The sequence below is a fragment of the Paracoccus fontiphilus genome (assembly GCF_017356265.1).
GTDB classification, from domain to species: domain Bacteria; phylum Pseudomonadota; class Alphaproteobacteria; order Rhodobacterales; family Rhodobacteraceae; genus Paracoccus; species Paracoccus fontiphilus.
On the sequence record NZ_JAFNAW010000005.1, the window covers coordinates 89,086 to 113,286 of the forward strand.

Sequence of the window (24,201 nt, forward strand, 5' to 3'; positions counted from 1 at the left end):
CCAGTCTTGCACCCTTCTTAGCGCGAAGCGGCGGCGGGGGAAAGCGCGGGGCGTCAGTCCGGCAGGCGCAATTCCATCCAGTGGACCGCCAGCTTCAGCTTTCCAGCCGCAAACGTGCCGCCCTCGCCCGTCATGATCAGGTTCGCGCCGGAATAATAGGCCATGGGCGCACCCAGCATTCCCCGCGCCCATGACCCTGCGCCCTTGCCCAGACCCTGGCCAAACCGGTTGTCCGCGCCGGCGGTGCCAAGGCGCCAGGTCTGCAAGGTCCCGGTGATGGTCTGGGTCACCCGCGCGACCGCCCCGATGACCATGACGCCTGCCGGAATGGCGATGCCAGTGTCGAACACCGTCCCTGCCGAAACTGTCACCTCGCCCTCGGTCATGCCGAAGGCCAAGCCCGATCCCATGAGGCCGAGGGTCGCCACGCCGCCAAACCACGCCTGACCATCGAAGACCGCCTCGACGCCCTTGTCGGCGACAAAGGCGCGCATTCCGCGATACGGCGTGGCAAACACCCAGCCGCCATTCGCGCCGACAGCGATGCGCCCTGCCTGCCCCGCCCACGCACCGGACGCGCCCTGCGGGACGCCCCAACACTGCCCATCGATCACCGTTGCCGACGGCGTCGGAACCGAGACGCTTTCCAGAACGGCATTGGCCAGGCCATCCAGCCGCATCAGCGCCTCGTTGAGGGTGACATGCTTCTGGGCCTGGGCGGCCTGCAGCAACGGCAATTGCAGGCGCATGGTTTCATTCGACATTGAAGATCCTCTTGGCATAGGGGCCTGCGCCGAACTGATCAGACAGCTGGGCCACGGCCACGGTGAAAGCACCGCCCTGATGGGCAGCGCTCCAGACCTGTTCGGGGATGGAATACTCGGCCATGCCCACATCGGCCTCGTGCAGGACAGCACCACCCTGCACGAGCCGAATTCGGTAGCGTTCGCGAACCTCGCCCAGCGGGATGTCCGCGCCCTCCCACCCGTCGCCATCGACACGGCTGCGGCGGAACCAGGTCACGGTCCGTCCTTCGACACGCAAATGACACGGAGCGTAAGGCCGCAGCCCGATGCCGCGTGCCTCGGTAGCCTGGCCGCGATAGCTCGGATCGTCGAAGGGCCGCCGCGCAGGTCCGATGCGCCAGAACCGTTCCTGCCCGCGGGCCGAAGGCGGAAGGCTTACCTGCCGGGGCGCGCCGTCCAGCAGCACGGCGATGCTTCCCTTGGGCCAGACCTCAGGCATGATGCCGTCAGTGCCGGCCTGTCCGCGCAGTCTTTCACCGATCTCCCACAGGTCCTTCTCGACCGGCACCGCCCTGGCAAACTGGATGATCTCCCAGTTCTCCATCGAGCCGTCGCCGATCGCCAGGACATTCGAGCCGGCAAGCAGAGCCTTCATTCCGACCGATCTCAGCGACGCATCCTTGATGCGGATGCGCAGCGGGGCGCCCCGGTCGATGACGCCCGGCCTTGCGCGATGCAACGGTGTCTCGGTCCGACCGATGAACGCCCGCTTCGTCAGCGTCGTGTTCAACTCGAACCCGCCGTCGCTCTCGACCGAGGAATAGGCGACCACCAAGCCGGGCCAGGGCTTTGCCGTCGCGGCCAGCCAAGGTGCGTGCGGCTGCTCGTCCCCCTTCAGCAGCGGAAGGTCCATGAACAATGACCAGACCGGCAGCGTCGGGGTATAGCGGCTGATGATCCCGTCGTCCTCGTTCGTGACTGCGGGAAGATAGATGCCAGGCTCGACACGCACCGCATCCACGGTGATCGCGCCCGCACGCTCGACCCGGTCGATGCGCCAGCGCTTCGGCTCGGCGCGACCGTCATCCATGCGGATCACGTCCCCCGGACCCAGATCGGTGGCCGAGGGCGGCAGCGCGAACCGCGCGGTATCGCGCGAAACGACCGCCTCCGCCAGCCACCGTTCCGCCATGGCCCGGCCTTCCGCCCGTGTCAGCGACATCGCGAATTCGCTGTCGCTGACCGTGTTGCCGTCGCTGTCGGCTAAGCTGGCCTCGGCTGTGGCGGTCGTGTAGTCGCCTCCCGCCTCGACATGGGTCAGACGCAGGCGCCCCGACAGCTCCGCCTGTGCCTGCCGGACGGTTTCAAAACCGCCGACCTCCTCAGCCACCGCCAGATGCTCGGGTCCCAACTCGCGCTTGATCCGGCCATCGCGCGGCAGGAACCGCAGGCAGCCGTCGCGCTCGACCGCGTCGATGCCATGGGCCAGCAGAAGCGGCTGCAAGGCGGCACGCCCCGTTTCTCCGCCGCTGACATGGAAGCCGCGAACGACGCCCGTCACCTGGCTGGTGTCGAATGTGCCCACGCCAGCCTCGCGGCAGATGTCGCCGATGACCGAGGCCAGCATCACCGATCCGGCGCGGCCGTTCAGCCAATGCCCCCGCTGCCAGGCAGGACCGTCCGACCACAGGTCCGGCCGTCCGGGAAAGGCCGGATAAGGTCGCGCGTCCCAGCACCAGACATGCGCGCGGTCCAGATCCAGCATCCGCCGCCCGTCCGCCATTGCAGGATTGTTGGCAGGCTTCGACCAATAGCTTGTGACCGCCTGAACATAGGCCGCCTGGATCGCGTCGTCGCGCTGCGCATTCGAATAATGGGGCAGCGTGCTTTCCGAACTCATCGCGTCCAGGAACTTGTTCGGCTGGTTGGTCGCCTTGTCCAGGGCCGCACAACCGTATTCCGTGAACCAGATCGGCTTCGACCCCGGCACCCAGGCGGTCGCCTGCCGTGACCGCACCCCGTCAGGCCGGTCGTAATGCAGGTTCTGCCACCAGCTTTTCAGGTCCTTGTATTTCCAGACCCACGCCTCGTCATAGGTGCCGTCCGTGATCGGCGTGCGGACCTGCGCATCGCGGTCGGCATCGCTGGCATAATACCAGTCGAAGCCCTCGCCCCCGCAGACATTGGCTTCCAGATAGGCGGGGTTGCCGATGCGGCCCCAATGGGCGTCCAGGTGATCGTCGCCATCCCGCCAGTCGGACAGCGGCATGTAGTTGTCGATGCCGATGAAGTCGATGTCGGGATGCGCCCACAATGGGTCCAGGTGGAAGAACAGCTCTCCGCCACCGGGATGATGGCCGAAATACTCCGACCAGTCGGACGCATAGCCGATCTTGACCGACGGACCCAGGATCTGGCGCACATCCTGGGCCAGGCGGCACAGCTGCTGCACGGCAGGATAGCTGTTCCCCGCGCCGCGGATCTGGGTCATGCCCACCATCTCGGACCCGATCAGGAAGGCATCGATCCCGCCCGCTGCCGCGCATAGATGGGCGTAATGCAGGATGAACCGGCGATAGGACCATTCGTCCGGCCCGTTGTAGCGCACGGTGTCGCCGTCGCGCACGAAATCGCTCAATGCGGCGGCGCCGAAGAACGCGGCGACTTCCACGGCAGCCGCGGCGGTTCCATCGACCGACCCGGCCCTTCCCGGCGCGACCGAGGTCGTGACCCGGCCGCGCCACGGCATGACCGGCTGTTCATCCGCGCCATGGGGATCGGGCAGCTTGTTGCCCGCAAGCTGCTCCATTAGGATGAAGGGATAGAAGATCGCCTTCCGGCCCGATGCCGCGATGGCCCGCAACCCCTCGACCACCGCCTGATCGGCGGGCGTGCCGCCATAGATCGGACGGTCGTTGACCCGCGCCACCTGAACCGCCGCTTCACGACCGACGCCCGCCACGGACCAGGGCATCTCGGCACCGTCGATCTCGCGTTGCTCTACCTTGGGCTGCACGGTGCAGCGGTTGATGCGCAGGTCGCTGCCGAACCAGGACACGACCATGGACACCGAGCCGACATTCGGCAGTTCGCGCCCAAGGATGTTCATCGAGGCCGTGAAGTCCGTCCCGCCCATCGGCGTGTTCACATTGGTCGAGCGCAACTCGCCCAGGCCCAGATCCTGATTGACCGGGGTGGTTGCCAGCGAATACTCTCCCGTTCCGGGGATCAGCGCCACCGCCCGCACGTCGCGGCACAAGCCGCTGCCATCCTGCGCGGGGGCCGTCACCTCGAAGCTAAGCTGGGGCATCCGGTTGCCCCAGGGTTCCAGGTTCAGGTCCTCAAGCACCACATAGGCCAGGCCGCGATAGGCGGGCGCCAGATCCCCCTCGTGCGCGGCGATGGCGGGATCGGGCTGCTGCGCCTCGTCGCCGTGATAGACGCGCATGTTCAGGTCGTCGGCCGCGATCTCCTCGCCATCCGCCCAGACCCGCCCGACGCCGAGGATGCGCCCCTCGCACAGGGCAAGCGCGACCGACAGGCGATAGCTGATCTGCGTGACCTTCGACCGGGGCGAGCCCTTGCTGCCGCCCGCATCCTCGGATCGCGCGATCTCCTCCAGCGGAGAGGCCCAGATGACATGGCCCGGCAGCCGCATCTGCCCCCAGACGCGCGGGATCGGTGCGCCCTCGCCCGCCGTCTGCAGGCGCAGGCGGTCGATCCTGCCGGTTTCCACCGCCCGCGATCCGCTGCCCAGCAGCTTCTGGTCGATGACGCGGCCAACCGTCGCCCCGACCGCACGACCGATGACCGCGCCCGACAGGCCAAGAACCGCGCCGCCGAAGCTTCCGCCAATCGACGCCCCTACGGCGGACAGCACGATGGTCGCCATGATGGCCTCCTATGTCTGGATTTAGGGAAAGCGGAACCGGGCAGCGATCCGGTTCAGCCAAGGGGTCGTCAACGGGCTGTCGATGACGCCATGGGCGTTATAGGCATGGATGAAGCGCGGCGCGCCGCCGTCGCGCGACAGGATGCCCAGGTGCTTGGCGACCGCACCGGCCCGCATTCGGAACAGCAGGACATCGCCTGGCTGCATCGCGGCGCCCCGGTCCACCGGCACAAGATGGCGAAGCGCGGCGGCTAGCAGCATCTCCTGCCCGCCGCCCTCTCCCCAATCCGCCGTGTAGGGGGGCGGTGCTTCCGGCTCGCTGGCATAACGCTCGCGCCAGACGCCGCGGATCAGCCCCAGGCAATCGCAGGCAACGCCCTTGACGCTGGCCTGGTGCTGGTAAGGCGTGCCGATCCAGGCCGTGGCAATGGCGACAACGTCCTCAGCCATGGCGCCCTCCGGCTTGCGGGGCCATGATCCAGTCCTCGGACGGCAGATGGGGAAAGCCGCGGAAATTGACCAGGTTCCTGAACTTGTCGCGGCAGGTCAGCGCCCGCTTGTCGCAGCCCGCCGTCAGCCTGATCTGGTCGCCCGGCAGGGGCGATATGCCCAAGCCCTGCCAAAGTTCGATCTTGCGACCGCCACCGGGCAGCGCGGTGTCATTCTTGACGGTCCCGCCCAAAGCCTCTGCCCCGCCCGTCAGGACCAGCAGGCTGCCCCGTTCGAACCACCCGGCTTCATAGGCTGGAAAGCCCGCAAAATGCAGGATGCGCTCCTCTTCGATCCCGGCCAGGACGGCTTCGGTCCTGAACGTCTCGTTCGCCAGCGCCAGCTTGCAGGAACCATCCCCCAACCGTGCGGAGCAGCGGGGGTGGAATACCCGGCCCCTGGCGGCGTTCAGGGGTTCCGACAACCCGCGAAGCTCGGTGCGGAAGGCGCCTTGCGACCGCGCGATCTCGCCAAGGCTGCCTGCGAATACAAGCCGCCTGGCGGACAGGTCGGTCCAGTCCACCTCCCACATCTTGACGTCGGCGCCATCCCAGCGGCCCGCCAGCACGTCCATTTCCGTGATGGCATCGTCGGAAAGCGCGCCCTCGGCTTCCGAGTTGTCCACCGACAGCCCCGTTGCCTGCACCAGTGCCCGCGCGGACATGCCATGATCCGGCCGGAACCGAATACCCTCGAAACTCAGCACGGCATCATGGTCGGTAAAGCCCAGCACCATCCCGTCCGCGCGCCGAACCATCCAGGCGCGAGCGATCGTCGTCGCCGTCATACCCGCACCTCGATCACCGGAATGGCAGGCATCTCGCCCGCCTGGAAGGACGCGACGGAAACGGCGATGCGATCGGTATCGAACCGCACCGGCACGTCGAACTCGAAACCCGCTGTGACCTCGGCTCCCGGCTCGGGCGCGTCCACGAAGGCGATCACGCCCCATGCGTGATCGACCGTGTAATGCGTGCCGGGAAACACCTCGTTCCCGCCGATACCCGCCCGCACGGAATCCCTGACCGGCTTGCTGATCGGCCGCGCATAGCTGCCCGGACCCGAGGAATAGGCCTTGGTCAAATGGAAAACCTTCGTCACGCCGTCCCCCGACGCGATCACCTGATCGTCGAAGGAAGGCGCGCGCGAGGGCAGGCAGCTTTTATAGTCCGACCAGTCCTTCCAGCGGAACCCGTGCAACTGCCCGGCCCGCGCCTCGAAGAACGCGACCAGGGCCGACAGGTCGTCCAGCGACCGCAAGCCCATCCCCGCGTCATAGCGGCGGCGGGCGTGCGCCCAGGGGGTGTTGCGTTCCTCGAACCCGCTGGCCAAGGCCACGATCTCGGTCCGCCGCTCAGGCCCGCCGACGGACCCGAAGGACAGGTTCGCCGGAAATCTTACCTCGTGAAATGCCATGACCGGTCCTCTCAGCTATTGCGTTCGCCGCGCGCCAGCACGCGGCCAAGCTGCGCGGCGATCTGCGACTGGCTGCGCTGGAATCCCGCGACATCCGGGGTGGAGACGTTGATCGTGACGTTCGTCGGGCGCGACCCGCCCCCGGCCGCCGCAACGCCAAGCCTGCCATCGGCACCGCGCCGCAGCGGCATGATCGCCTCGGGGCCGGCCTCGCCCATGAGGCCGGTGGCGCCGCGCATGGGAAAATGCACGGGCTGGCTGACGACGCCGCCCTTGGCAAAGGGCATCACGCGGCCCTGCACGAAAGCCCCGCCATTGGCAAAGGGCATCGCGCCTGCCATCACACCACCGATGCCCTGCGCCAGCGATCCGGCCAAGGCATTTTCGACCGGCTTCATCGCCATCGAGAAAACCGTGTCCGCGATCGACCGGCCGATGCCCTTCAGCGCCTCGGACAGTTTCTCGCCGTCGAAGACCAGCCCGTCGAAGGCGCGCCGCAGCCCGCCCTCGATGCCGCTGCTCAGCGAGCCCACCTCGCGCGCGGTCATCATCACCGATTGCCGCAACCGCTCCAACTCCGCCTCGAAGGCGGCGGTCATGCGGCTGGTGCTGCTGAAGCCCTCGTCAAGATCGTCCAGCGTCGAACTGAACCCGTCCTTGTTGGCCATCGCCCCTCGCCCCTTGTCCAGATATTTCCCTTGGCCGGTCGGGATAGCGCGCGGCCAGTTCGGCCAACCGGCCCCTCGTCATGGCGGGCGGACCCGCCTCGATGCCCAGCATCAGCGCCAGTTCGGCGGGCGTCAGCGCCCAGAACTGATCCGGGCGCAGCCCCAGGCCGCGCATCCCGGCCCGCATCAGGCCCGGCCAGTCCAGGCCGCCGCTCATGCGGCGATCCGGAACGCCCGCGCCAGAAGCTCGGCGGCGGCGCGACCCGCGGCAACCGGCCCGCCGCCGATTTCGACCGTCAGCAGATCGGCCGCCGTGCCGCGCCAACCGCCGCCACGCAGGCCCGCCACCAGCACCGCCAGCACGTCGCGGCTGCTGAAGCGGCCCGCCTCGAACCGCGCGGCAATCGCCATCAGGCTGTCTTCGCCCAGGTCATGCTCCAGCTCGGCCAGGGCGCCCAGCGTCAGCCGGGCGACATGCGCCGTGCCGTCCAGCACCACCTCGACCTCTCCGCGCAGCGGGTTCGTCATGGCAGCGCCACGAAGGTCAGCGCACCGGCCGAAGCCATCGTCACCTCATAGGTTGCCTCGCCGTTATAGCTGCCCGCATATTCCAGCGCGGTGATCTGGAACGGGCCTTCGACCGTGCCGAAATCCGGGATCACCACCTGGAACCGGGGCACCTCTCCGTCAAAGAAGATCTGCCGCGCCCGCCCGTCGGTGTTCGCATCCCGAAACACCCCCGACCCGGAAATCGAGGCGCTGCGCACGCCCGCCCCGCCCAGCAGCTCGCGCCAGCCGCCCTCGCTTTCCAGACTGGTCACATCGACCGTCTCGGCGTTGAACGACAGGCGGGATGCGCGAAGACCCGCAATGGTCTCGAAGGCCCCGTCCCCGGTCATGTCCATCTTGATCAGCAGATCGCGTCCATTCTGTGCCGCCATTGGCCCTACTCCTCAGCCCAGATCAATCCGCGCGCGAAAGGTCAGGTCGACCCGCCGCGCGGCACCGTTTTCCACCCGACGCGCCCGTGCGCGCAGGAACCACAGGGCGGTCAGCCGCCCCTTGCTCAAGCTCAGCTGCGCCTGGTCCAGCGCCTCGGCGACGGCGGCGGCAGCGGTCTTGACCGCCGCGAAGCCCCCGCCCTGCCCTGCGCCCGACAGAACCGACACGACAAAATCATGCCGCGAACCCGCCGCCGTCATGTCGCCCGCATCCCGAACCTCCTCGGGACCAAGCGAGACGTAGACCCCCGCGGGCGACTCGACCGGCATGGCGTCGAAGATCGCATCGCCCACCAGATCCAGCAGCGCACCGTCGGCGCGCAGATGCTGATAGACCGCCCCCTGCAGGGCGACGCTTGCCACATAGCTCATGCCTGTTCCTCCTCTCGGGCAAAGCAGGTCAGCCACAGCCCGGACGCATCACGCTCGGCCACCGCCTCGATGGCAAACAGCCGCGAACCCATCCGCAGCCTTTGTCCCGCCGCCGGTCGCCTGGGGTCGCCGGCCCTGGCCCCCCGCACGGTGATCCGCCAGGACACGACACTTTCGGGACCGACCTCGGCGCCCCGCTCCTGTCCCGCCTGCGCCTTCATCTCGGCCCAAAGCCGGCCGATCCGCTGCCAGACCACGCGATACCCGCCCATCCCGTCGTCCTGCCGGGCCGAGCCTTCCAGCTCCAGCGGGACATTCAAGCGCGGCACGCTCATCGCCGTGCCTCGCGCGCACCGCGTCCTGCCAGGGTGCGGACCTGCCGCCATCGCTCGATCAGGGCGCTGACGCCGAAGGGCATGGCGCCCCTGGCGCTGTCCTGGCCGCGATCCTCATAGTATCGCGCCGCCAGCATCAGGACCGCTTGCGCCAGATCGGCGGGCACCGCTGTCCAGGTCTCGCCGAAGCCTGCCGTGAAGGTGACGTTGACCAGCCCCAGGCGCGGCACATGCGGCAGGATCACCCCCGCCGGCAGGATCATCGGCCGCTGCCCATGCGGCAAAAGCCGCCAGTTCTCGGGCGGGATCTCGGTCACCGTCCCCATGCCGTCGTCGATCTCGATCTTGTCGACCCGCGTGACCGGCGCCAAGGGCAGGGTCTGGCCCAGCCTGTCGCGCCAATCGTCCAGTTGCATCCGGAACCGCCGCGTCAGCAGCACCTTGCCGGTGCGCGCCTCGATCGTCGCGATCGCGGCGCGCAGAAAGCCCGCCAGGGCCGCGTCTTCGGCAGTGTCGTCCGCAATCTCGAAACCCGTTCCAAGCCGCAAATGCTCGCGCAGCGCCGCGACAGGCAGCGCCTCGGCCGCAGGCGCCGTTTCCTCGATCAGCATCATCTCGCGAACCTCCCGTCTTGCTGTCCGCTCGTCATCATCGGGGCAAGGCCCGCCCGTGCCGGGCCTTGTCGTTGCATCAAGACGGGAAAGACCGCGCCCCCGCGCCAGCCATCAGCACGCGCGGACAGTTGCAAAGCCAGAATGGCCAGAGCCCGTGCGCGGTCTTTCCCTCACCCGATCCCGTGTTCCGGGATCAGGCGAACTGCAGCAGCTTGACGGCGCGGAAGTCGGTCACGCCGCCGCCCACGCGCTTGGTCGCATAGAACAGCACATGGGGCTTGGCGCTGAACGGATCGCGCAGCACGCGCAGGTCGGGGCGCTCGACGATGGTATAGGCGGCGCGGAAATCGCCAAAGGCGACGGCCAGCGCGTCGGTGCCGATATCGGGCATGTCCTCGCTGATCAGCACCGGATAGCCCAGCAGCTGCGGGGTCTGTCCGGCGGCCAGCGCGTCGGTCCACAGGAAACGGCCATCGCTGTCCTTCATCTTGCGGATGACCGCCGCCGTCTTCGAGTTCATGACGAAGCTCGCATTGACGCGGTATTCCGCGCCCAGCGCATAGATCAGGTCGATCAGCGCATCCGCCGGAGCCGTCGGCTTGAACCCGCCCGAGGCGCCCGTCTCGACCACGCCGATGGTGTTGGCGCCCGCCGTGGCGTTCAGCGCGGTCGGATAGGACAGGATGCCCTTGGGCTTGGCCACCCCGTCGCCGATGATGAAGGCCGCCGCCTCGGACCGGGCGAACTTGTCGGCGATGCGCTCGGCCAGCCAAGCCTCGACATCGAAGGCCGCGTCGTCCAGCAGGCGCTGGCTGGCCTTGGGCATGGCCGACAGCTCGTGCAGCGGGATCGAGATGCGCTCGATCTGGCTCGGCGCCATCTCGGCGACGGCGGCTTCCGTGGCCCAGCCCGCGCCCATCTCGTTCTTCTCGACCAGCACCTCGTAGCTGGCGGATTCGATGGCCACCACATTGGCCAGCCTGCGCAGCGACGCGCCGGACCGCAGCACGTTCTGCACCGTCTCGGCCACCTGAGGCGCGGCCAGGAAGCCGCCGTCGCTGGCGACCGTCAGGCCCTTCTCCTCGATCACCAGGCCGCGCAGGCCGTCGTCGTCGCCGCTGCGCAGATAGGCGTTGAACGCCTTCTGGTGCGGCACCTCGACCTCGGCGGCGGCGGACAGCGGGGTGCGGCCACGAATGGCGGTCTTGCGATCAAGCATGGTCATGCGCTCTTCCTGTGCAGTGAACTTCTTCTGAATGTCGTCCCGAAAGCCCTTGAGTTCGCTGACGAACCCCATCATGGCCCCTTTCAGGTCGGCGGCCGTGCCGCCACCCTCCGCGGCTTTCACCTCGGTCATGGTCTTTCTCCTCATCGCGATGATCGGGGATGCCGCCTGTCCTGGCCGCCCCTGTTTCGAACCGCCGAAGCGATCCAAACCCGTAGGATGGGGTTCCACCCCACCGCTGAACCTCAAACCCGCAAGGCTTCCGCCGCCGCCGTGAACAGCGCGGCCACCTCGCGCAGGTCGTCCGCCTCCTTGCGGCCCACCTTCGCCTCGGGCAGCATCGGGAAGGTCACAAGCGACACCTCCCACAGCTCCACTTCGGCCAGCACGCGGCGGCCCTGCTTGTCGCGTTCGGCGCGGATGGTGCGATAGCCGATCGACAGCCCGTCGATGGCACCCGCCGCTATCAGCGCCGCAGCTTCGCGGGCCTGCGCCACCTCGGGCAGCAGGCGCCCCTTGACCCACAGGCCCTTGTCGTCCTCGCGGATCTCGTCCCAGACGCCGATGGGCCTGGCCGGATCGTGCTGCCACAGCATCCGCACCTTGTCGCCCTTGGCCGCCAGCCGCGCCAGCGACGCCGCAAAGGCCCCCGGCGCCACCGCATCGCCGCCTTGATCGATCAGGCCGAACAGGCTGGCATAGCCTTCGATCACCTGTCCGTCGGACAGCACCGGCGCCCCGCCCGCGAATTTCACCTCAAGTCCCGGAACCATCCGTCAGCCTCCTTTCGGCGCGAATTCCAAAATGCCCTGCACCGCCTGGGTCAGGATCACCGCGACGACGCCATAGACGGTCATCCACAACCGCCTCTCCAGGCCCTCGATCAGCGCCTCGATCCGCTCCAGCCGCTTCTCCATGGTGCCGAACTGCAGCGCCATGATCCGTTCCTGGGCCTCGAAACGCTGATCGTGCCAGCCGAAGGCATCCTTCACGAAGCGCGACCCCTCCATGGGATCACGCCCCCGCCAGAGGCGGCAGGCCCAGCAAGGCCCGCTTTTCCGCATCCGTCAGGAACAGCGCCTCGCCGATCCGCTTCCATTGCTGGTCGCGCTCCTCGGCCAGGGCGGGGATGCGGTCGGGGTCAGGGCGCAACTCGACCTCGGCGCCCAGATGCTCGGACAGCCACCAGGCGACCGACGCCGCGACCCGCGTGGCCAGCGGCAGCACCGTCAGCCGATAAAAGGCCCGATGCGCCTCGGCATAATTCGCATAGGTCGCGTCACCGGGGATCCCCAGCAGCATCGGTGGCACGCCAAAGGCCAGCGCGATCTCGCGTGCCGCCGCCATCTTCGTTTCATGGAACTCCATGTCGGACGGCGAGAACCCCATCGGCTTCCAGTCGAGGCCCCCTTCCAGCAGCATCGGCCGCCCCGCATTGCGCGCGCCCTGGTGGTTCATCTCGATCTCGCCCACCAGCCGGTCGTATTGCTCGGGCGACAGAACCCCCTGCCCGTCCACGCCCTTGTAGACGATGGCACCCGAAGGCCGCGCCGCATTGTCCAGCAGCGCCTTCGACCAGGCCGAGGCGCTGTTGTGCACATCCAGCGCCACTGCCGCCGCCTGCATGGGCGACAACCCGTAATGGTCGTCCTGCGGGTGGAACGACTTGACGTGGCAGATCGGATCGGGGCTGCCCGTCATGTCGAAGCGATGCTTGTGCCCCCCGACCGAGTAATCATAAGCCACAGGCCAGCCATCCGCCCCCGGAACGATGCTCATCCGGTCCGACCGCAGCACGTGCAATTCCTCGGGCAGGCCCTGCGCCCCGACACCGGCAGCCTCGACATAGCCATTGCCCGACAGCAGCATCTGCCCGAACAACGCCTCGAACAATTCCGCCCGGCCCTGCCCCGGATTGGGCCGCCGCAGCAGGTCCAGGATCGGATGGATATCGTAACGCCGTTCCCGATCCTCGCAGACCAGCGGCACCGCCGCCGCCGCCTCGGCGATCAACTTGACGCAGCGAAAGCCCACCGGATTGCCGACAAAACCCCCACGCGTCAGGCTGACCGTGTCGCGCGACGACCAGACCGCCCGGCCCGCACCGCTGGCAAAGGCCACGACCCGGCCCGTCGCACTGGCCTTCCTTTCCGGCGCGGGGGCCTGCTTCTCCTCCCGCGAAAACAATCGAAACGCCATCTCTCGCCTCCTTGCCAACGAAAAAGGGCCGCCAAACGGCAGCCCTTTCATCTTGGTCCAAATATCCTGGGGGTCCGGGGGTGAAACCCCCGGCCTACAACCGCCGCATCTGCGGCCGCCGCCAGCTTGCCCCCGGCTCAATCACCAGTTCGTGGACCGCCCAGACCAGAGCATCCAGCCGGTCGGGCGAACCCCGCCCCTCGAAGCCGCGCACCGTCATCTGGCACATCTGGTCCTCCAGCGCGCCAAGCCCGCGCAGGTGCTTGACCCGCCCTTGCTCATACAGCGCCGCCACGGGTTCCGCCCGCAGCCCCTTGCCCCGCCCGGCGCGCAACGCCCGGAACGGCACCAAGGGGTCCACCTGCCGGATCACGCTTTCCACCAGATCGCCGCCCTGGTTCACCTCTGCCACCAGACGCTCGGCGCCATGCCGATCCATCGCGGCAATCGCCGCCCGCGCCCAGTCCAGCGGCCCGCCCTTGATGGTGGCGTCCTCCAGCACATAGGTCCGCCAATCGCCCGGCTCGCCCTCGGCCACGACGCCCGCGACCACGATCCCGCATTCGTCGCTGGCCTTGCCCGCCGTTACCGCCGGATCGACGGCCACGACCACGCGCGACAGCTTCGGCGCCCGCTCCACCCGGCAGCCTTCCAGCATTGCCGTGGTCCACAGCGCGCCCTCCACGTCGTCCAGCAGAACACCGTCCAGTTCCTGCCGTCCCAGCCGAGTCCCCCCGTATCGCGACGCCACCTCCGCCAGGAAACTCTCCGCCAGATAGGCGCGGTTCGCGTCCGTCGGCGCGTGCGTCGTGACCGTCGAGGCATTCCCCAGGATCCGCTTCAGCACCCCCACGTTACGCGGCGTCGTCGTGACCACCTGCTGCGGATGCTCGCCCAGGCGCAGCGCGAATTGCAGCATGTCCCAGACATCCTCGGACTTCTTCCACTTCGCCAGTTCGTCCGCCCAGGCCGCGTCGAACTGCGGCCCGCGCAGTGCCTCGGGCTCGTGCGCGGAATAGACGGTGGCCGTCGCACCGTTGGCCCAGACCAGCCGCTTGCGCCCGGCTTCCCAGACGGGCCGCCGGTCGGGGGGCGAGCAGGCCAGAATGCCCGACTCGCCGAACACCATCACCGCGCGCACCTGGTCGAAGGTTTCGCCCACCAGCGCCACGCGGTGACAGCGCCCGGGCGCGGCGGCGGTCGGTCCCTCGACCATCCGCCGCACCCATTCGGACCCGGCGCGGGTCTTGCCCGCGCCGCGCCCACCCATGATCACCCAGGTCTTCCAATCGCCTTCGGGGGGCAACTGGTGGTCCAGGGCCCAGAACTCGAACAGCCAGGGCAGCGCCATCAGCGCGTTCTCCGACAGCCCGCCCAGGAATGCGTCAACTTCCTCCGGCGCGGCGGAGGCAAGCCAGGCGGCGCCCGATTTCATCTCGTGCCGCGTCAAGGTCGAGGCCTCCGCCCCCGACCGCCCCGGCGATATCCTTGCGTAACTTGTCAACCCTGTTCCTTTCCGCCATCAGAAGGCCGACCGCCTCGCGGACGACCTTCGCGGTTTGCATGGCTTCCTTCAGTTCGGCGGGATCGACGGCCCCGCTCTGCCGGGCCTCCAACGCGGCCTCGTGACGCTTGAGATCCTTGACATAGGACCAGAACAACCCTTCGGCGACGGCGACGGCCTCATCGGGGTCCATCGCTGCCTCCGCACTCGCAACCGGCTTCACGCGCGTCCGCACCGGGTTTTCCCCGGCCACGAACGGTCCTTCAGGATCACCGATCCCGCGCCATTCCATATCGTTCATGCAAACTGTCCCGCCTCGTGTCCTGTCCGCACGAGCCGAAAAACGAAAAAGCGGCCGTTGGGGTCGCCCCCGGCCGCTTGCCCATTTCTCCCAGCATGTGAAAGTTCTACCTCAGGGCGTTCGGTAAGTCAATCTCTCAACCTTAAAGCGTGCACCTGACAGATATTTCATACGCAGTATCAGGTCATTAAGGTGCGCAACACCCCCCTGCAACACCCCCTCCGGCTGAGACACCCTCCCCGGCGGATACAACCTGAGGCACGGGCGGGATTCGCGTCACACGGTCTTCGTGCCGCTGTCCTTGCTCTTGTCCTTGCCACGGGCTTCGGTCGCGGCGGCGATGGCATTGGCGGCCTCGTCCTGCATCTTCTGCGCGAATCCCACCATCTGCGCGGCATAGGCTTCGGCCCATTCCGGGAAATGCCCCGACTTCGTGGCTTGGGCGCGCATCTCCTCACCCTTTTCGCGCATCTTCTGGAACTGGTCCTCCCAGGCGGTCTGCATGACCTGCCACTGGTTGCGGACATTCTCGCCCGCTTCCTCGAAATAGCCCCGGATCTGGCGGTTCATCTCGTCCTGGCGCTGCATGGCTGTTTCCTGCCACTTGCGCGCGCTGGCCATCATCTCGTCGTTGCGCGCGGTCATCTCGTCCTGCCACTCGGCCACGCGCTTCTCGTAGGTGCGGGCGTTGTCGGCGAGGGTGGAAAACATATCGGACAGTCTCATGGCACATCCTCCAGGAAGGCGACGGCCCGGCGCGGATCACGCCATGGAAAAAGCCCGCCCCTTGCCCATCAGCCTGCGCAAGGGAACGGGCTTTGTCAAACCCCTTGAAAGGCTTGGGCCCCCTATCCGTCGCCCTGCACCGGGCTTGTCGGATCGCCGCCCTGCTGGCGCTCGATCTCGCGCCAGCGGGCAACGGCGGCATTGTGTTCCTGCAGCGTCCGGGAAAAGGCGTGCCCCCCCGTCCCGTCCGCCACGAAGAACAGATACTCCGTGCTATCGGGGTTCAACGCCGCGCGGATCGCCTCGCGGCCCGGATTGGCGATCGGCGTGGGCGGCAGCCCGTCGACCCGATATGTGTTGTAGGGCGTCGGCGCAGCCAGTTCCGACCGCCGCAGCCCCCGGTCCAGAACGCCCTGCCCATTGGTGATGCCATAGATCACCGTCGGGTCCGTCTCCAGCCGCATCCCCTGCTCCAGCCGGTTGACGAAGACGCTGGCGACCTGGGGCCGCTCCTCCGGCACCCCCGTCTCCTTTTCCACGATCGAGGCCATGATCAACGCCTCTTCCGGCGTCTCGTAGGGCAGGCCAAAGGGCCGCGCTTCCCATTCGGCGGCCAGGATCGCGGACTGCCGCTGCGCCATCTCGGCCAGCAGCGCCGTGCGGCTGCTGCCCTTCTCGACCTCATAGGTGTCGGGGGCAAGGCTGCCCTCGGCCGGGACATCCTCGACCTCGCCCGTCAGGAACGTCGCGGCCTTCAGCGCCTCGACCACCTGCCAGCTGGTCACGCCCTCGGCCATGGTGACGCGCAACCGCGCGCCCGGCTTCTCGACCGCGGCCGTGATGGCCTCGGGCGCCGTCTCGGTCGCGGGGTTGAAGCGCGCCATCTCCTCGAAGGCGCCGGTGTCGGGGTTCATGTCGCGCAACAGCACGGTGTTCTCGCGCACGCCCACGCGAACCAGAACCTCGGTCCCGCAGGTCGAAGGGCCGCCTGCGGTGATCACCTCGACGATCTGCGCCATGCTGGCGTGGGGCGGCACCAGATAGCTGCCGAACTTCAGATCCCGCGCCTTGTCCAGGTAGTCCGTCCCGGCCCGGAAGACATAGGAGTTGCTGATCGCCCCCTGTTCCGCCAGTTGCTGGCTGACCGCGTTCAGGCTGGCGCCCGGCGCGACCTGCACGCATTGCGCCACCGCGCTTAGCCCCGGCCCGCTGAACTGGTGCTTTGCCCAGGCCACCGCCGCCGCAGCGGCGATCAGCATGACGATCAGCAGCGTCAGGAAGTTCGACGCGATGTTGCGCCAGATCATTCCTTGACCGCCCCCATGACCAGGCTGGCATTCGTGCCGCCGAAGCCGAAGCTGTTGGACAGCACCACCTCCACCTTGCGCCGAACGGCCGCATTGGCCGCCAGGTCAAGGCGGGACTCGACCGCCGGGTTGTCCAGGTTGATCGTCGGCGGACAGATCTGGTCCCGAATCGCCAGCACGCAGAAGATAGCCTCCACTGCCCCGGCCGCCCCCAGCAGGTGCCCGATGCTCGACTTGGTGGACGACATCACCACGTTCGGCGCATGATCCCCCAGCAGCCGCTCGACCGCGCCCAGTTCGATGGTGTCGGCCATGGTGCTGGTGCCATGCGCGTTGATGTAGTCGATGGCCCCAGGCTCCAGCCCCGCCGACCGTAGCGCGTTCCGCATCGCCCGGAACCCGCCATCGCCATCCTCGGAGGGCGCGGTGATGTGATAGGCATCGCCCGACAACCCGTATCCCAGCACCTCGGCATAGATCCTGGCCCCGCGCGCCTTGGCGTGCTCGTATTCCTCCAGCACCACGCAGCCCGCGCCCTCGCCCATGACGAAGCCGTCGCGGTCCACGTCATAGGGGCGGCTTGCCGCCTGAGGATCGTTGTCGCGCTTGGTGGACAGCGCCTTGCAGGCGTTGAAGCCCGCGATCCCGATCTCGCTGATGGGGCTTTCGGCGCCGCCCGCGACCATCACGTCGGCATCGCCCAGCATGATCAGCCGCGCCGCGTCCCCGATGGCGTGCGCGCCGGTGGAACAGGCGGTCACGACCGCATGGTTCGGCCCCTTGAAGCCGAAGCGGATCGACACCTGCCCCGACACCAGGTTGATCAGCGCGCCCGGAATGAAGAAGGGCGAGACCCGCTTCGGCCCGCGCTCCTTGATCAGCACCGCCGTTTCCGCGATGCTTGTCAGCCCGCCGATGCCCGACCCGATCATCACGCCGGTCCGCTCGCGCTCCTCGTCCGTCGCAGGCTCCCAGCCGGAATCCTTGACCGCCTGTTCGGCCGCCGCCATGCCGTACAGGATGAAGTCATCGACCTTGCGTCGGTCCTTCGGCTCCATCCAGTCGTCGGGGTTGAAGCTGCCGTCGCTGCCGTCGCCGAAGGGGATCTCGCAGGCGTATTTCGTCACCACGTCCTTGGGATCGAACCGCGTGATCCGCCCGGCGCCGGACTGCCCGGCCAGCAGACGCTCCCACGTCGCCTCGACGCCGCAGGCCAGCGGCGTGACCATGCCCAATCCGGTGACAACAACCCTGCGCATCCGATGTCCTTCTAGCTGATCCTGGATTTCGGCCCTGATACACGCGGCGCACGAGCCACGCAACGCCGCCGCCTTTCACCGGCGGCTTTCATCTTGGTCCAAATATCCCACAGGGGGCCTGGGGGACGTGAAGTCCCCCAGCCATCGCGGGACGCAAAAATCAGATCAGCCCCTCGGCCCGAAAATCCGCCCGCAGGTCCCGCTCAGGACGCGGCCCGACATGCCCGATCACCTCTGCCGCAGCGATGCAGCCCATCCGGCCCGCCACCGCCAAGGGGGCACCCGTTGCCAGCCCATAGATCAGCCCCGCCGCGAACTGGTCGCCCGCCCCCGTCGCATCGACCGGCACGATGCGGTGGACCGGCGCCGTCACCCGCTCGCCCTCGCGGATCAGGATGGCATCGTCGCCCGACCGGGTGCAGATCACCGTCCCGCAGTCCGCGCTGGCCAGCCGCAACGCCTCCTCCAGATCCGCGACCTGGTACAACGAGGTCCATTCGTGGACATTGCCGATGACATAGTCCATCGGCCCGGCGACCAGGCGCCTGAAATCCTCGCGGTGCCGGTCCACGCAGAACGGGTCGGACAGCGCGATGCCCGCCTGCCCGCCCGCCTCGTGGCAGGATTTCGCAGCCTTCAGGAAAGCCTCCTTCCCCTTGGGCTTGTCGAACAGATACCCTTCGAGGAACAACCACCCAGCCCCTTGAAACACTGAAGGATTCACATCATCCGGTCCCAAGTCGGCCGAGATTCCCAGATAGGTGTTCATCGACCGCTCGCCGTCCGGCGTCACCAGGATGATGCTGCGCGAGGTCGGCAACTGCTCCCCCGCCACCGGCGGGTTGACGAAGACCGTCCCCGCCGCCTCGGTCTGCTCGGCATAGGACAGGCCCAGCGGATCGTCCGCCACCCGGCCGATGAAGGCGGTGCGCAACCCCAGCATCCCGATCCCCGCCAGCGTGTTCGCGACCGATCCGCCCGGCACCAGCTTCGACTGCGCGCGCCCGGGTCCATGGTCGTCGGCCTGCGCGGCCATCAGGTATTCCGACCGCTCGCGCTCGATCAGCTGCATGATGCCCTTCTGCACCCCCAGCGCGTCCAGCCTTTCGTCGCCCACGGGCGAGATCACGTCCATGACCGCATTGCCAATGCCGATCACATAGGGGGTGGTCATGCGGTCTTCTCCTCATAGGGGCACAGATCGTAGATGGGGCAGACCGCGCAGCGCGGGCGGCGGGCCTGGCAGATGTAGCGGCCGTGCAGGATCAGCCAGTGATGGGCATTCTGCTGGAACCGGGCCGGCACGTTGTCCTCGATGGCGCGCTCGACCTCGTCCACGTCGCGGCCGGGCGCCACGCGGGTGCGGTTGCCGACCCGGAAGATATGCGTGTCGACCGCCTGGGCCGGAAAATGGAAGGCGGTGTTCAGCACCACGTTCGCGGTCTTGCGCCCGACTCCCGGCAAGCCGGTCAGCGCGGCGCGGCTGTCGGGAACCTCGCCGCCGTAATCCTCGACAAGAATGCGCGACAAGGCCATGACATTCTTCGCCTTCTGCCGGTAAAGGCCGATCGTCCTGATATGCTCGGTCACGCCCTCCAGCCCCAGATCCAGCATCTTCCGCGGCGTGTCGGCCACCGCGAACAGGCCCTTCGTCGCCTTGTTCACCCCCACATCCGTGGCCTGCGCCGACAAGGCGACCGCCACGACCAGCGTGAAGGGATTCGTGAACTCCAGCTCGGTCTGGGGCGTCGGGTTGGCTTCGGCCAGGCGCGAGAAGATCGCGACCTGCTGGGCAAAGGACAGTGGCTGTGGCAGGCGGATCTGGACCATGGCCCTCTGCTTTTGACCGTCCCCGCCCCCCATTGCAAGCCCGCCCCTGCCGGCGGTGATTTTTCTGCCGATCCAACGACTTCCACGCAGCCGTGACTTTCCTTCCGCCCGGAACTGGGCCAGCGTGTCGGCGTTGACCGGCGGTTGCAGAATCGTCACCGCCATCGAGGGAGGGGGCCGCAGGCCGCCGCAGGACCGGAAAGGACATCCCATGAACCTTCGCGTAACCACCATTCTTGCCGCCACGGGCCTTGTCGCGCTTGGCGCCTGCGCGCCCACGACCGGCATGGACGGCACCACCACCGGCATGAGCCGCACGCAGCAGGGCGCCCTGGCCGGTGCCGCCGTCGGCGCGGTCATCGCAGGGACGCGCGACAGCGACAGCAACAACCAGGGCCGGGACGCCGCGCGCGGCGCGATCCTGGGCGCGGCGGCGGGCGCCATCGCGGGCAACATCCTCGACCGGCAGGCGCAGGCGCTGCAGCAGTCGGTCAGCAGCAACGTCCAGGTCGTGAACCGCGGCGACCACCTGCAGGTCATCCTGCCGGAAGGCATCCTGTTCGCCACCAACTCGGCCGCCGTCACCGGACAGGCGCAAAGCGACCTTTATGCCGTGGCGCGCAACCTCAACCAGTACCCCAACAGCCGCGTGCAGGTCGTGGGCCATACCGACAACACCGGCTCGCAGGCCTACAACATGGACCTGTCGCAGCGCCGCGCGCAGTCCGTCAGCAGCATCCTGACCGCCGCGGGCGTGGCGCCGGGCCGCCTGGTCGCGACCGGCCAGGGCATGAACCAGCCCATCGCCTCGAACGACACCGCGCAAGGCCGCGCCCAGAACCGCCGGGTCGAGATCCTGATCTACCCGACCCGCTGATCGCCGGTCCCGACAAGACAAAACCCCCGGTCCTCCGACCGGGGGTTTTTTATCACTGTCCGTTTTTTATCGTCAGTTCAGCCGACGCGCCACGTCTTCGATGGCGTCGTCGATCCCGGCAGACCGCTGCCCGGCGCTCACCTGCTGCGCCAGCAGGGTCGAGGCCGCAGCCACCGCCGCCTGCACCGCCCGGTCGCGCACCGCGCGCACGGCATCGTTTTCGGCGCTGGCGATCTGGTCCTCGGCCGCCTTCAGGCGACGCTCGATCGAGGTCTTCAGGTCGGCCTTCGACTTCGCGGCCGCAGCCTCGGCTTCGCGCCGGGTATTGGCCACGATCTGCTCGGCCTGGCCCGCCACTTCGCGCTGGCGGCGTTCGTAGCTGGCATAGATCTCCTGCGCTTCCTCGCGCAGGCGCTTGGCCTCGTCCAGGTCGCGGCGGATGCCCTCGGCCCGGGTGTCCAGCAAGGCCCCGATCTTCGCGGGAACCTTGAAGTAGACCAGCACGCCCACAAACACCAGAAAGGCGATCAGCACGATGAAGTTCGTGTTCCGCAACGAGAAGAACGGACCCGTCGCGGCAAGGGCCGGGCTGGCGACCAGGATCGCAGCAACGCTGGCAACAAGCTTCTTCATTGCAGGGCTCCCCTCATGCGGTTGTCGACCGCCTGGTCCACCGCCGCCTGATCGACCGTGCCGCCAAAGGCGCGGACCAGTTCGGCGGTCACGTCGCGGGCAACCTCGCAGGCGTCGTTGTCGGCCGAGTCGCGGATCTCGCGGATGCGCTGCTCCGACCCGGCGACGCGCGCGGCGATCTCGGCATCGGCATGGGCGATGGCGGCATCCAGTTCCTTCTGGATCTCGGCGCGGTTGGCGGCAACGATCTTGCCGGCTTCCGCACGGGCATCGGCCAGTGCCTTGTCATAGGCAGCCTCGGCCTCGCGGGCCTTCAGCTTGAATTCCTCGGCAGCCATGAGGTCGCCGGTGATGGCGCCCTGGCGGTCGGACAGGACGGCGCCGATGCGCGGCAGCGCGACCTTGGCGACGATCCAGTAGAGAACGACCAAGGCGACGACCAGCCAGAAGATCTGGTTCCCGAAGGAGGTCATGTCCAGCTGGGGCAGGCCCGTGGCTGTCTCGGTCTCACCATGCGCGACCGAGCTGGCCACGCTTTCGGTATGTTCGGCCGCGGTATGGGCGGCCTCTTGCAACAGGCTGATCATGTCCAAACCCCTTGGCCTTGAAGGTCACGAAGGGGCGGAGCGTGATGCCCCACCCCGCCGCAAGGATGGCGTTGGATCAGACTGCGAACATCAGCAGAAGCGCGACGAGGAACGAAAAGATCCCCAGGGCTTCCGCGAAGGCCATGCCGATGAACAGCGTGGCGGTCTGGCCGGCCGCGGCCGACGGGTTGCGCAGGGCGCCTGCCAGGAAGTTGCCGGCGACGTTGCCCACACCCAGAGCGGCGAAGCCCATGCCGAACGCGGTCAGGCCGACGCCGATGTACTGGCCCAGTTCTCCGATATTGCCTTCCATGATCATTCTCCTTGCGGTTGGAAGTTGGGAATTCGGGTTGAAAGACGGCGGCGCAGGAAGGCACCGCCACAGGCTGCGCGCCGTCCTAGTGGGACGGATGCAGCGCATCCTTGAGGTAGACGCAGGTCAGGATGGTGAACACATAGGCCTGCACGAAGGCCACCAGCACCTCGAAGGCATACATGCCGACCACCGCGACAACCGCGACCGGGGCGACGGCGGCGATGGCCGCGAAGCCCGCGAAGACCTTGATCACGGCATGGCCGGCGATCATGTTGCCCGCAAGTCGGATGGACAGGCTCAGCGGGCGGACGAAATAGCTGATGACCTCGATCACGGCCAGGATCGGGCGGACGGCCAGCGGCGCCGAGCGGATCCAGAACAGGTCAAGGAAATGCACGCCGTTCTTGACAAAGCCGATCACCGTCACGCCGACGATCACGGCCAGGGCCAGCACGCCCGTCACGGCGATGTGCGACGTCACCGTGAAGGCCATGGGCAGCAGGCCCAGCAGGTTGGCGAAGACGATGAACATGAACAGCGTCATGATGTAGGGGAAGTACTTCAGGCCGTCCTTGCCCGCGATGTCCGCGATCATCTTGTGGACCATGCCATAGGCCATTTCCGCGACCGACTGGCCGCGCGTCGGAACGATGGCCCGCCCGCGCGAGCCCATCACCAGCAGGGCCAGGGTGGCCAGCACGATCACGAACATCCACAGCGTCACGTTGGTGGGCGTGTACCAGTGAACCTCGCCGTCGCTGAACAGCGGGCGCACGATGAACTGATCCATCGGGTGGAAAGACAGGCCGGTTGCCTCGCCATGCGCTTCTGTCGCCACGATCAATCCCTCTTGTCGCTCTCTGGCGGCGTGCCAGAGGTTCGGTTGATTTCGCCCGCGGTGCGCATCATCGTCTTGATGCCGGCCGCAAGGCCGAAGAAGATGAACAGGATCATCAGGATCGGCGTGGTGCCGAGCAGATAATCCAGTCCGTAGCCAATCCCGAAACCCAGCCCAAGGCCGGACACGAGCTCGATCACCATACGCCAGGCAAGATTGGCCTGTTCGTACTTGCCCATCGGTCCGGGACCCTCGGGCTTGGAGGCCTTCTGCGCCAGCCGTTCCTCCAGTTCGCGCAGGCGGGCGGCATCCGCTTCCCTGTCCGCGTCGTTCCGGGGCCCTTCGGCCATCTGTCACGCCCCCGTTATCGGTTGCCGGGCTGTCTAGGGTGGATCCCTTCCCAAGTCAAGCAACTGGGATTCGCGTACAACCCGCTGAAAATTATTGCTTTTCCAAAGCGTTCGCTTTGGGCCTTCCGCTTGCATTCCCCCGGCGGGCCCGACATTATTCAACCGCAAAGTTGACCATTCCGGCCGACCGCCCGCCACGGACATCCGATGAACGCCCCCTCGCCCGACCGGCTGGACCTGATCTTCGCGGCCCTGGCCGATCCCACGCGCAGGCGCGTGCTGTCCATGCTGCTGGAGGACGACATGGCCGTCAGCGACGTGGCGCAGCCCTTCGACATGAGCCTTGCGGCGATCTCGAAGCATCTCGCGGTGCTTGCGGCGGCGGGCCTGATCCGGCAGGAACGGCGGGGCCGGATCACCTGGTGCAAGCTGGACCCGGACGGGATGCGCGCGGCCTCGGTCTGGATGCAGGGCTTCGGGCAGTTCGATCCCGTGGACCTCGACGATTTCGAACGCTTCCTGGAAGCCGAGCTGCAGGACTGGACCCGCGAATGACACAACCGGACATCCTGTGCATCGGCGCGATGCTGTGGGACGTGATCGGCCGCGCGCCGCGCCGCATGGCGCCGGGCGCCGACGTGCCGGGCCGCATCCGCCACATTCCCGGCGGCGTGGCGCTGAACGTGGCGGTGGCCCTGGCCCGCTGGGGCCTGCGC

31 protein-coding genes are annotated in these 24,201 nt (G+C 67.7%); 3 read left to right on the forward strand and 28 right to left on the reverse strand.

The annotated features are described in order from the left end of the window. Window positions 1–53: 53 nt before the first annotated feature. From J0F76_RS03490 to nth, 23 genes are all read right to left on the reverse strand, one after another. The gene (locus J0F76_RS03490; RefSeq protein WP_207465757.1) at window positions 54–764 is read right to left on the reverse strand and encodes a DUF2793 domain-containing protein; all 711 of its coding nucleotides are present in this window, start codon (window positions 762–764) and stop codon (window positions 54–56) included. Then, complete coding sequence (locus J0F76_RS03495; protein ID WP_207465759.1) at window positions 754–4,638, reverse strand: baseplate multidomain protein megatron; 3,885 nt, start codon at window positions 4,636–4,638, stop codon at window positions 754–756. Before J0F76_RS03495 ends, J0F76_RS03490 begins: the two co-directional genes overlap by 11 nt. Before the next feature lie 21 nt (window positions 4,639–4,659). After that, window positions 4,660–5,088: an NlpC/P60 family protein gene (locus J0F76_RS03500; protein ID WP_207465761.1), complete on the reverse strand. Its 429-nt coding sequence runs from the start codon at window positions 5,086–5,088 to the stop codon at window positions 4,660–4,662. Continuing rightward, window positions 5,081–5,914 (reverse strand): DUF2163 domain-containing protein, encoded by an 834-nt coding sequence (locus tag J0F76_RS03505; RefSeq protein WP_207465763.1) that lies wholly within the window; start codon window positions 5,912–5,914, stop codon window positions 5,081–5,083. Before J0F76_RS03505 ends, J0F76_RS03500 begins: the two co-directional genes overlap by 8 nt. Beyond that, window positions 5,911–6,543 (reverse strand): DUF2460 domain-containing protein, encoded by a 633-nt coding sequence (locus J0F76_RS03510; protein WP_207465766.1) that lies wholly within the window; start codon window positions 6,541–6,543, stop codon window positions 5,911–5,913. Before J0F76_RS03510 ends, J0F76_RS03505 begins: the two co-directional genes overlap by 4 nt. Window positions 6,544–6,554: 11 nt before the next feature. Continuing rightward, window positions 6,555–7,211, reverse strand: a complete 657-nt coding sequence (locus tag J0F76_RS03515) for a phage tail tape measure protein (RefSeq protein WP_207465768.1) — start codon at window positions 7,209–7,211, stop codon at window positions 6,555–6,557. Next, a complete protein-coding gene (locus tag J0F76_RS03520) occupies window positions 7,168–7,428 on the reverse strand; it encodes a rcc01693 family protein (RefSeq protein WP_207465770.1) in 261 nt (86 codons plus the stop codon). The genes J0F76_RS03515 and J0F76_RS03520 overlap by 44 nt, the downstream gene beginning before the upstream one ends. Then, the gene (locus J0F76_RS03525; protein WP_207465773.1) at window positions 7,425–7,739 is read right to left on the reverse strand and encodes a gene transfer agent family protein; all 315 of its coding nucleotides are present in this window, start codon (window positions 7,737–7,739) and stop codon (window positions 7,425–7,427) included. The genes J0F76_RS03520 and J0F76_RS03525 overlap by 4 nt, the downstream gene beginning before the upstream one ends. Further along, on the reverse strand, window positions 7,736–8,152 hold the full coding sequence (locus J0F76_RS03530; RefSeq protein ID WP_207465775.1) for a phage major tail protein, TP901-1 family: 417 nt from the start codon (window positions 8,150–8,152) through the stop codon (window positions 7,736–7,738). The genes J0F76_RS03525 and J0F76_RS03530 overlap by 4 nt, the downstream gene beginning before the upstream one ends. Window positions 8,153–8,164: 12 nt before the next feature. Further along, complete coding sequence (locus J0F76_RS03535) at window positions 8,165–8,584, reverse strand: DUF3168 domain-containing protein (protein WP_207465777.1); 420 nt, start codon at window positions 8,582–8,584, stop codon at window positions 8,165–8,167. Continuing rightward, a complete protein-coding gene (locus J0F76_RS03540) occupies window positions 8,581–8,919 on the reverse strand; it encodes a head-tail adaptor protein (protein WP_207465779.1) in 339 nt (112 codons plus the stop codon). The genes J0F76_RS03535 and J0F76_RS03540 overlap by 4 nt, the downstream gene beginning before the upstream one ends. Continuing rightward, complete coding sequence (locus tag J0F76_RS03545) at window positions 8,916–9,533, reverse strand: head-tail connector protein (protein ID WP_207465781.1); 618 nt, start codon at window positions 9,531–9,533, stop codon at window positions 8,916–8,918. Before J0F76_RS03545 ends, J0F76_RS03540 begins: the two co-directional genes overlap by 4 nt. A gap of 193 nt (window positions 9,534–9,726) precedes the next feature. After that, on the reverse strand, window positions 9,727–10,890 hold the full coding sequence (locus tag J0F76_RS03550; RefSeq protein ID WP_207465783.1) for a phage major capsid protein: 1,164 nt from the start codon (window positions 10,888–10,890) through the stop codon (window positions 9,727–9,729). A gap of 113 nt (window positions 10,891–11,003) precedes the next feature. Further along, window positions 11,004–11,531 (reverse strand): HK97 family phage prohead protease, encoded by a 528-nt coding sequence (locus J0F76_RS03555; protein ID WP_207465785.1) that lies wholly within the window; start codon window positions 11,529–11,531, stop codon window positions 11,004–11,006. A gap of 3 nt (window positions 11,532–11,534) precedes the next feature. Continuing rightward, window positions 11,535–11,768, reverse strand: a complete 234-nt coding sequence (locus J0F76_RS03560; RefSeq protein WP_207465787.1) for a GTA head formation protein, RCAP_rcc01685 family — start codon at window positions 11,766–11,768, stop codon at window positions 11,535–11,537. Window positions 11,769–11,772: 4 nt separating this feature from the next. Continuing rightward, entirely contained in the window at window positions 11,773–12,957 is a 1,185-nt protein-coding gene (locus J0F76_RS03565; RefSeq protein ID WP_207465789.1) for a phage portal protein, read from the reverse strand. A gap of 94 nt (window positions 12,958–13,051) precedes the next feature. Continuing rightward, a complete protein-coding gene (locus J0F76_RS03570; protein ID WP_207465791.1) occupies window positions 13,052–14,392 on the reverse strand; it encodes a DNA-packaging protein in 1,341 nt (446 codons plus the stop codon). Continuing rightward, window positions 14,343–14,762, reverse strand: a complete 420-nt coding sequence (locus tag J0F76_RS03575) for a permease (RefSeq protein WP_242689962.1) — start codon at window positions 14,760–14,762, stop codon at window positions 14,343–14,345. The genes J0F76_RS03570 and J0F76_RS03575 overlap by 50 nt, the downstream gene beginning before the upstream one ends. Window positions 14,763–15,038: 276 nt before the next feature. Then, entirely contained in the window at window positions 15,039–15,488 is a 450-nt protein-coding gene (locus J0F76_RS03580) for a hypothetical protein (RefSeq protein WP_207465793.1), read from the reverse strand. A gap of 122 nt (window positions 15,489–15,610) precedes the next feature. Further along, window positions 15,611–16,795 (reverse strand): endolytic transglycosylase MltG, encoded by a 1,185-nt coding sequence (gene mltG, locus J0F76_RS03585; RefSeq protein WP_207465795.1) that lies wholly within the window; start codon window positions 16,793–16,795, stop codon window positions 15,611–15,613. Continuing rightward, window positions 16,792–18,054, reverse strand: a complete 1,263-nt coding sequence (gene fabF, locus J0F76_RS03590) for a beta-ketoacyl-ACP synthase II (protein WP_207465797.1) — start codon at window positions 18,052–18,054, stop codon at window positions 16,792–16,794. The genes mltG and fabF overlap by 4 nt, the downstream gene beginning before the upstream one ends. A gap of 160 nt (window positions 18,055–18,214) precedes the next feature. Then, window positions 18,215–19,228, reverse strand: coding sequence for an adenosine kinase (locus J0F76_RS03595; protein WP_207465799.1), 1,014 nt, complete (start codon window positions 19,226–19,228; stop codon window positions 18,215–18,217). Next, window positions 19,225–19,884, reverse strand: a complete 660-nt coding sequence (gene nth, locus J0F76_RS03600; RefSeq protein WP_207465801.1) for an endonuclease III — start codon at window positions 19,882–19,884, stop codon at window positions 19,225–19,227. Before nth ends, J0F76_RS03595 begins: the two co-directional genes overlap by 4 nt. A gap of 211 nt (window positions 19,885–20,095) precedes the next feature. Here nth and J0F76_RS03605 point away from each other — a divergent pair, with 211 nt between their 5' ends. Further along, on the forward strand, window positions 20,096–20,761 hold the full coding sequence (locus J0F76_RS03605) for a YiaD family glycine zipper/OmpA-like lipoprotein (RefSeq protein WP_207465802.1): 666 nt from the start codon (window positions 20,096–20,098) through the stop codon (window positions 20,759–20,761). A 72-nt stretch (window positions 20,762–20,833) separates the two neighbouring features. Here J0F76_RS03605 and J0F76_RS03610 read toward each other — a convergent pair whose 3' ends face one another. From J0F76_RS03610 to J0F76_RS03630, 5 genes are all read right to left on the reverse strand, one after another. Then, window positions 20,834–21,394 carry a F0F1 ATP synthase subunit B gene (locus tag J0F76_RS03610; protein ID WP_207465804.1) on the reverse strand — a complete coding sequence of 187 codons (561 nt, stop codon included), beginning with the start codon at window positions 21,392–21,394 and terminating at the stop codon, window positions 20,834–20,836. Further along, the gene (locus tag J0F76_RS03615) at window positions 21,391–21,981 is read right to left on the reverse strand and encodes a F0F1 ATP synthase subunit B' (protein ID WP_207465806.1); all 591 of its coding nucleotides are present in this window, start codon (window positions 21,979–21,981) and stop codon (window positions 21,391–21,393) included. The genes J0F76_RS03610 and J0F76_RS03615 overlap by 4 nt, the downstream gene beginning before the upstream one ends. A gap of 76 nt (window positions 21,982–22,057) precedes the next feature. Beyond that, entirely contained in the window at window positions 22,058–22,294 is a 237-nt protein-coding gene (locus J0F76_RS03620; protein WP_207465832.1) for a F0F1 ATP synthase subunit C, read from the reverse strand. Window positions 22,295–22,379: 85 nt separating this feature from the next. Beyond that, window positions 22,380–23,135 carry a F0F1 ATP synthase subunit A gene (locus J0F76_RS03625; protein WP_207465808.1) on the reverse strand — a complete coding sequence of 252 codons (756 nt, stop codon included), beginning with the start codon at window positions 23,133–23,135 and terminating at the stop codon, window positions 22,380–22,382. Window positions 23,136–23,137: 2 nt separating this feature from the next. Further along, entirely contained in the window at window positions 23,138–23,485 is a 348-nt protein-coding gene (locus J0F76_RS03630) for an AtpZ/AtpI family protein (RefSeq protein ID WP_207465810.1), read from the reverse strand. Window positions 23,486–23,692: 207 nt separating this feature from the next. On the opposite strand from J0F76_RS03630, the gene J0F76_RS03635 reads away from it, so the two are divergent. Further along, entirely contained in the window at window positions 23,693–24,040 is a 348-nt protein-coding gene (locus tag J0F76_RS03635) for an ArsR/SmtB family transcription factor (RefSeq protein ID WP_207465812.1), read from the forward strand. After that, a partial coding sequence (locus tag J0F76_RS20830; protein WP_242689970.1) for a PfkB family carbohydrate kinase occupies window positions 24,037–24,201 on the forward strand: 165 nt, incomplete at its 3' end. The genes J0F76_RS03635 and J0F76_RS20830, both read left to right, overlap by 4 nt.

Excerpts from the sequence above, each read along its gene's own strand:
- J0F76_RS03560 (WP_207465787.1), bottom strand. The coding sequence starts at position 11,768 with ATGGAGGGGTCGCGCTTCGTGAAGGATGCCTTCGGCTGGCACGATCAG.
- J0F76_RS03530 (WP_207465775.1), bottom strand. The coding sequence starts at position 8,152 with ATGGCGGCACAGAATGGACGCGATCTGCTGATCAAGATGGACATGACC.
- J0F76_RS03595 (WP_207465799.1), bottom strand. The coding sequence starts at position 19,228 with ATGACCACCCCCTATGTGATCGGCATTGGCAATGCGGTCATGGACGTG.
- fabF (WP_207465797.1), bottom strand. The coding sequence starts at position 18,054 with ATGCGCAGGGTTGTTGTCACCGGATTGGGCATGGTCACGCCGCTGGCC.
- J0F76_RS03540 (WP_207465779.1), bottom strand. The coding sequence starts at position 8,919 with ATGAGCGTGCCGCGCTTGAATGTCCCGCTGGAGCTGGAAGGCTCGGCC.
- J0F76_RS03630 (WP_207465810.1), bottom strand. The coding sequence starts at position 23,485 with ATGGCCGAAGGGCCCCGGAACGACGCGGACAGGGAAGCGGATGCCGCC.
- mltG (WP_207465795.1), bottom strand. The coding sequence starts at position 16,795 with ATGATCTGGCGCAACATCGCGTCGAACTTCCTGACGCTGCTGATCGTC.
- J0F76_RS03605 (WP_207465802.1), top strand. The coding sequence starts at position 20,096 with ATGAACCTTCGCGTAACCACCATTCTTGCCGCCACGGGCCTTGTCGCG.
- J0F76_RS03555 (WP_207465785.1), bottom strand. The coding sequence starts at position 11,531 with ATGGTTCCGGGACTTGAGGTGAAATTCGCGGGCGGGGCGCCGGTGCTG.
- J0F76_RS03545 (WP_207465781.1), bottom strand. The coding sequence starts at position 9,533 with ATGATGCTGATCGAGGAAACGGCGCCTGCGGCCGAGGCGCTGCCTGTC.
- J0F76_RS03610 (WP_207465804.1), bottom strand. The coding sequence starts at position 21,394 with ATGAAGAAGCTTGTTGCCAGCGTTGCTGCGATCCTGGTCGCCAGCCCG.
- J0F76_RS03505 (WP_207465763.1), bottom strand. The coding sequence starts at position 5,914 with ATGACGGCGACGACGATCGCTCGCGCCTGGATGGTTCGGCGCGCGGAC.
- J0F76_RS03635 (WP_207465812.1), top strand. The coding sequence starts at position 23,693 with ATGAACGCCCCCTCGCCCGACCGGCTGGACCTGATCTTCGCGGCCCTG.
- J0F76_RS03495 (WP_207465759.1), bottom strand. The coding sequence starts at position 4,638 with ATGGCGACCATCGTGCTGTCCGCCGTAGGGGCGTCGATTGGCGGAAGC.
- J0F76_RS03500 (WP_207465761.1), bottom strand. The coding sequence starts at position 5,088 with ATGGCTGAGGACGTTGTCGCCATTGCCACGGCCTGGATCGGCACGCCT.
- J0F76_RS03565 (WP_207465789.1), bottom strand. The coding sequence starts at position 12,957 with ATGGCGTTTCGATTGTTTTCGCGGGAGGAGAAGCAGGCCCCCGCGCCG.
- J0F76_RS03525 (WP_207465773.1), bottom strand. The coding sequence starts at position 7,739 with ATGACGAACCCGCTGCGCGGAGAGGTCGAGGTGGTGCTGGACGGCACG.
- J0F76_RS03520 (WP_207465770.1), bottom strand. The coding sequence starts at position 7,428 with ATGAGCGGCGGCCTGGACTGGCCGGGCCTGATGCGGGCCGGGATGCGC.
- J0F76_RS03580 (WP_207465793.1), bottom strand. The coding sequence starts at position 15,488 with ATGAGACTGTCCGATATGTTTTCCACCCTCGCCGACAACGCCCGCACC.
- J0F76_RS03515 (WP_207465768.1), bottom strand. The coding sequence starts at position 7,211 with ATGGCCAACAAGGACGGGTTCAGTTCGACGCTGGACGATCTTGACGAG.
- J0F76_RS03620 (WP_207465832.1), bottom strand. The coding sequence starts at position 22,294 with ATGGAAGGCAATATCGGAGAACTGGGCCAGTACATCGGCGTCGGCCTG.
- J0F76_RS03510 (WP_207465766.1), bottom strand. The coding sequence starts at position 6,543 with ATGGCATTTCACGAGGTAAGATTTCCGGCGAACCTGTCCTTCGGGTCC.
- J0F76_RS03550 (WP_207465783.1), bottom strand. The coding sequence starts at position 10,890 with ATGACCGAGGTGAAAGCCGCGGAGGGTGGCGGCACGGCCGCCGACCTG.
- nth (WP_207465801.1), bottom strand. The coding sequence starts at position 19,884 with ATGGTCCAGATCCGCCTGCCACAGCCACTGTCCTTTGCCCAGCAGGTC.
- J0F76_RS03535 (WP_207465777.1), bottom strand. The coding sequence starts at position 8,584 with ATGAGCTATGTGGCAAGCGTCGCCCTGCAGGGGGCGGTCTATCAGCAT.
- J0F76_RS03490 (WP_207465757.1), bottom strand. The coding sequence starts at position 764 with ATGTCGAATGAAACCATGCGCCTGCAATTGCCGTTGCTGCAGGCCGCC.
- J0F76_RS03615 (WP_207465806.1), bottom strand. The coding sequence starts at position 21,981 with ATGATCAGCCTGTTGCAAGAGGCCGCCCATACCGCGGCCGAACATACC.
- J0F76_RS03575 (WP_242689962.1), bottom strand. The coding sequence starts at position 14,762 with ATGAACGATATGGAATGGCGCGGGATCGGTGATCCTGAAGGACCGTTC.
- J0F76_RS03570 (WP_207465791.1), bottom strand. The coding sequence starts at position 14,392 with ATGAAATCGGGCGCCGCCTGGCTTGCCTCCGCCGCGCCGGAGGAAGTT.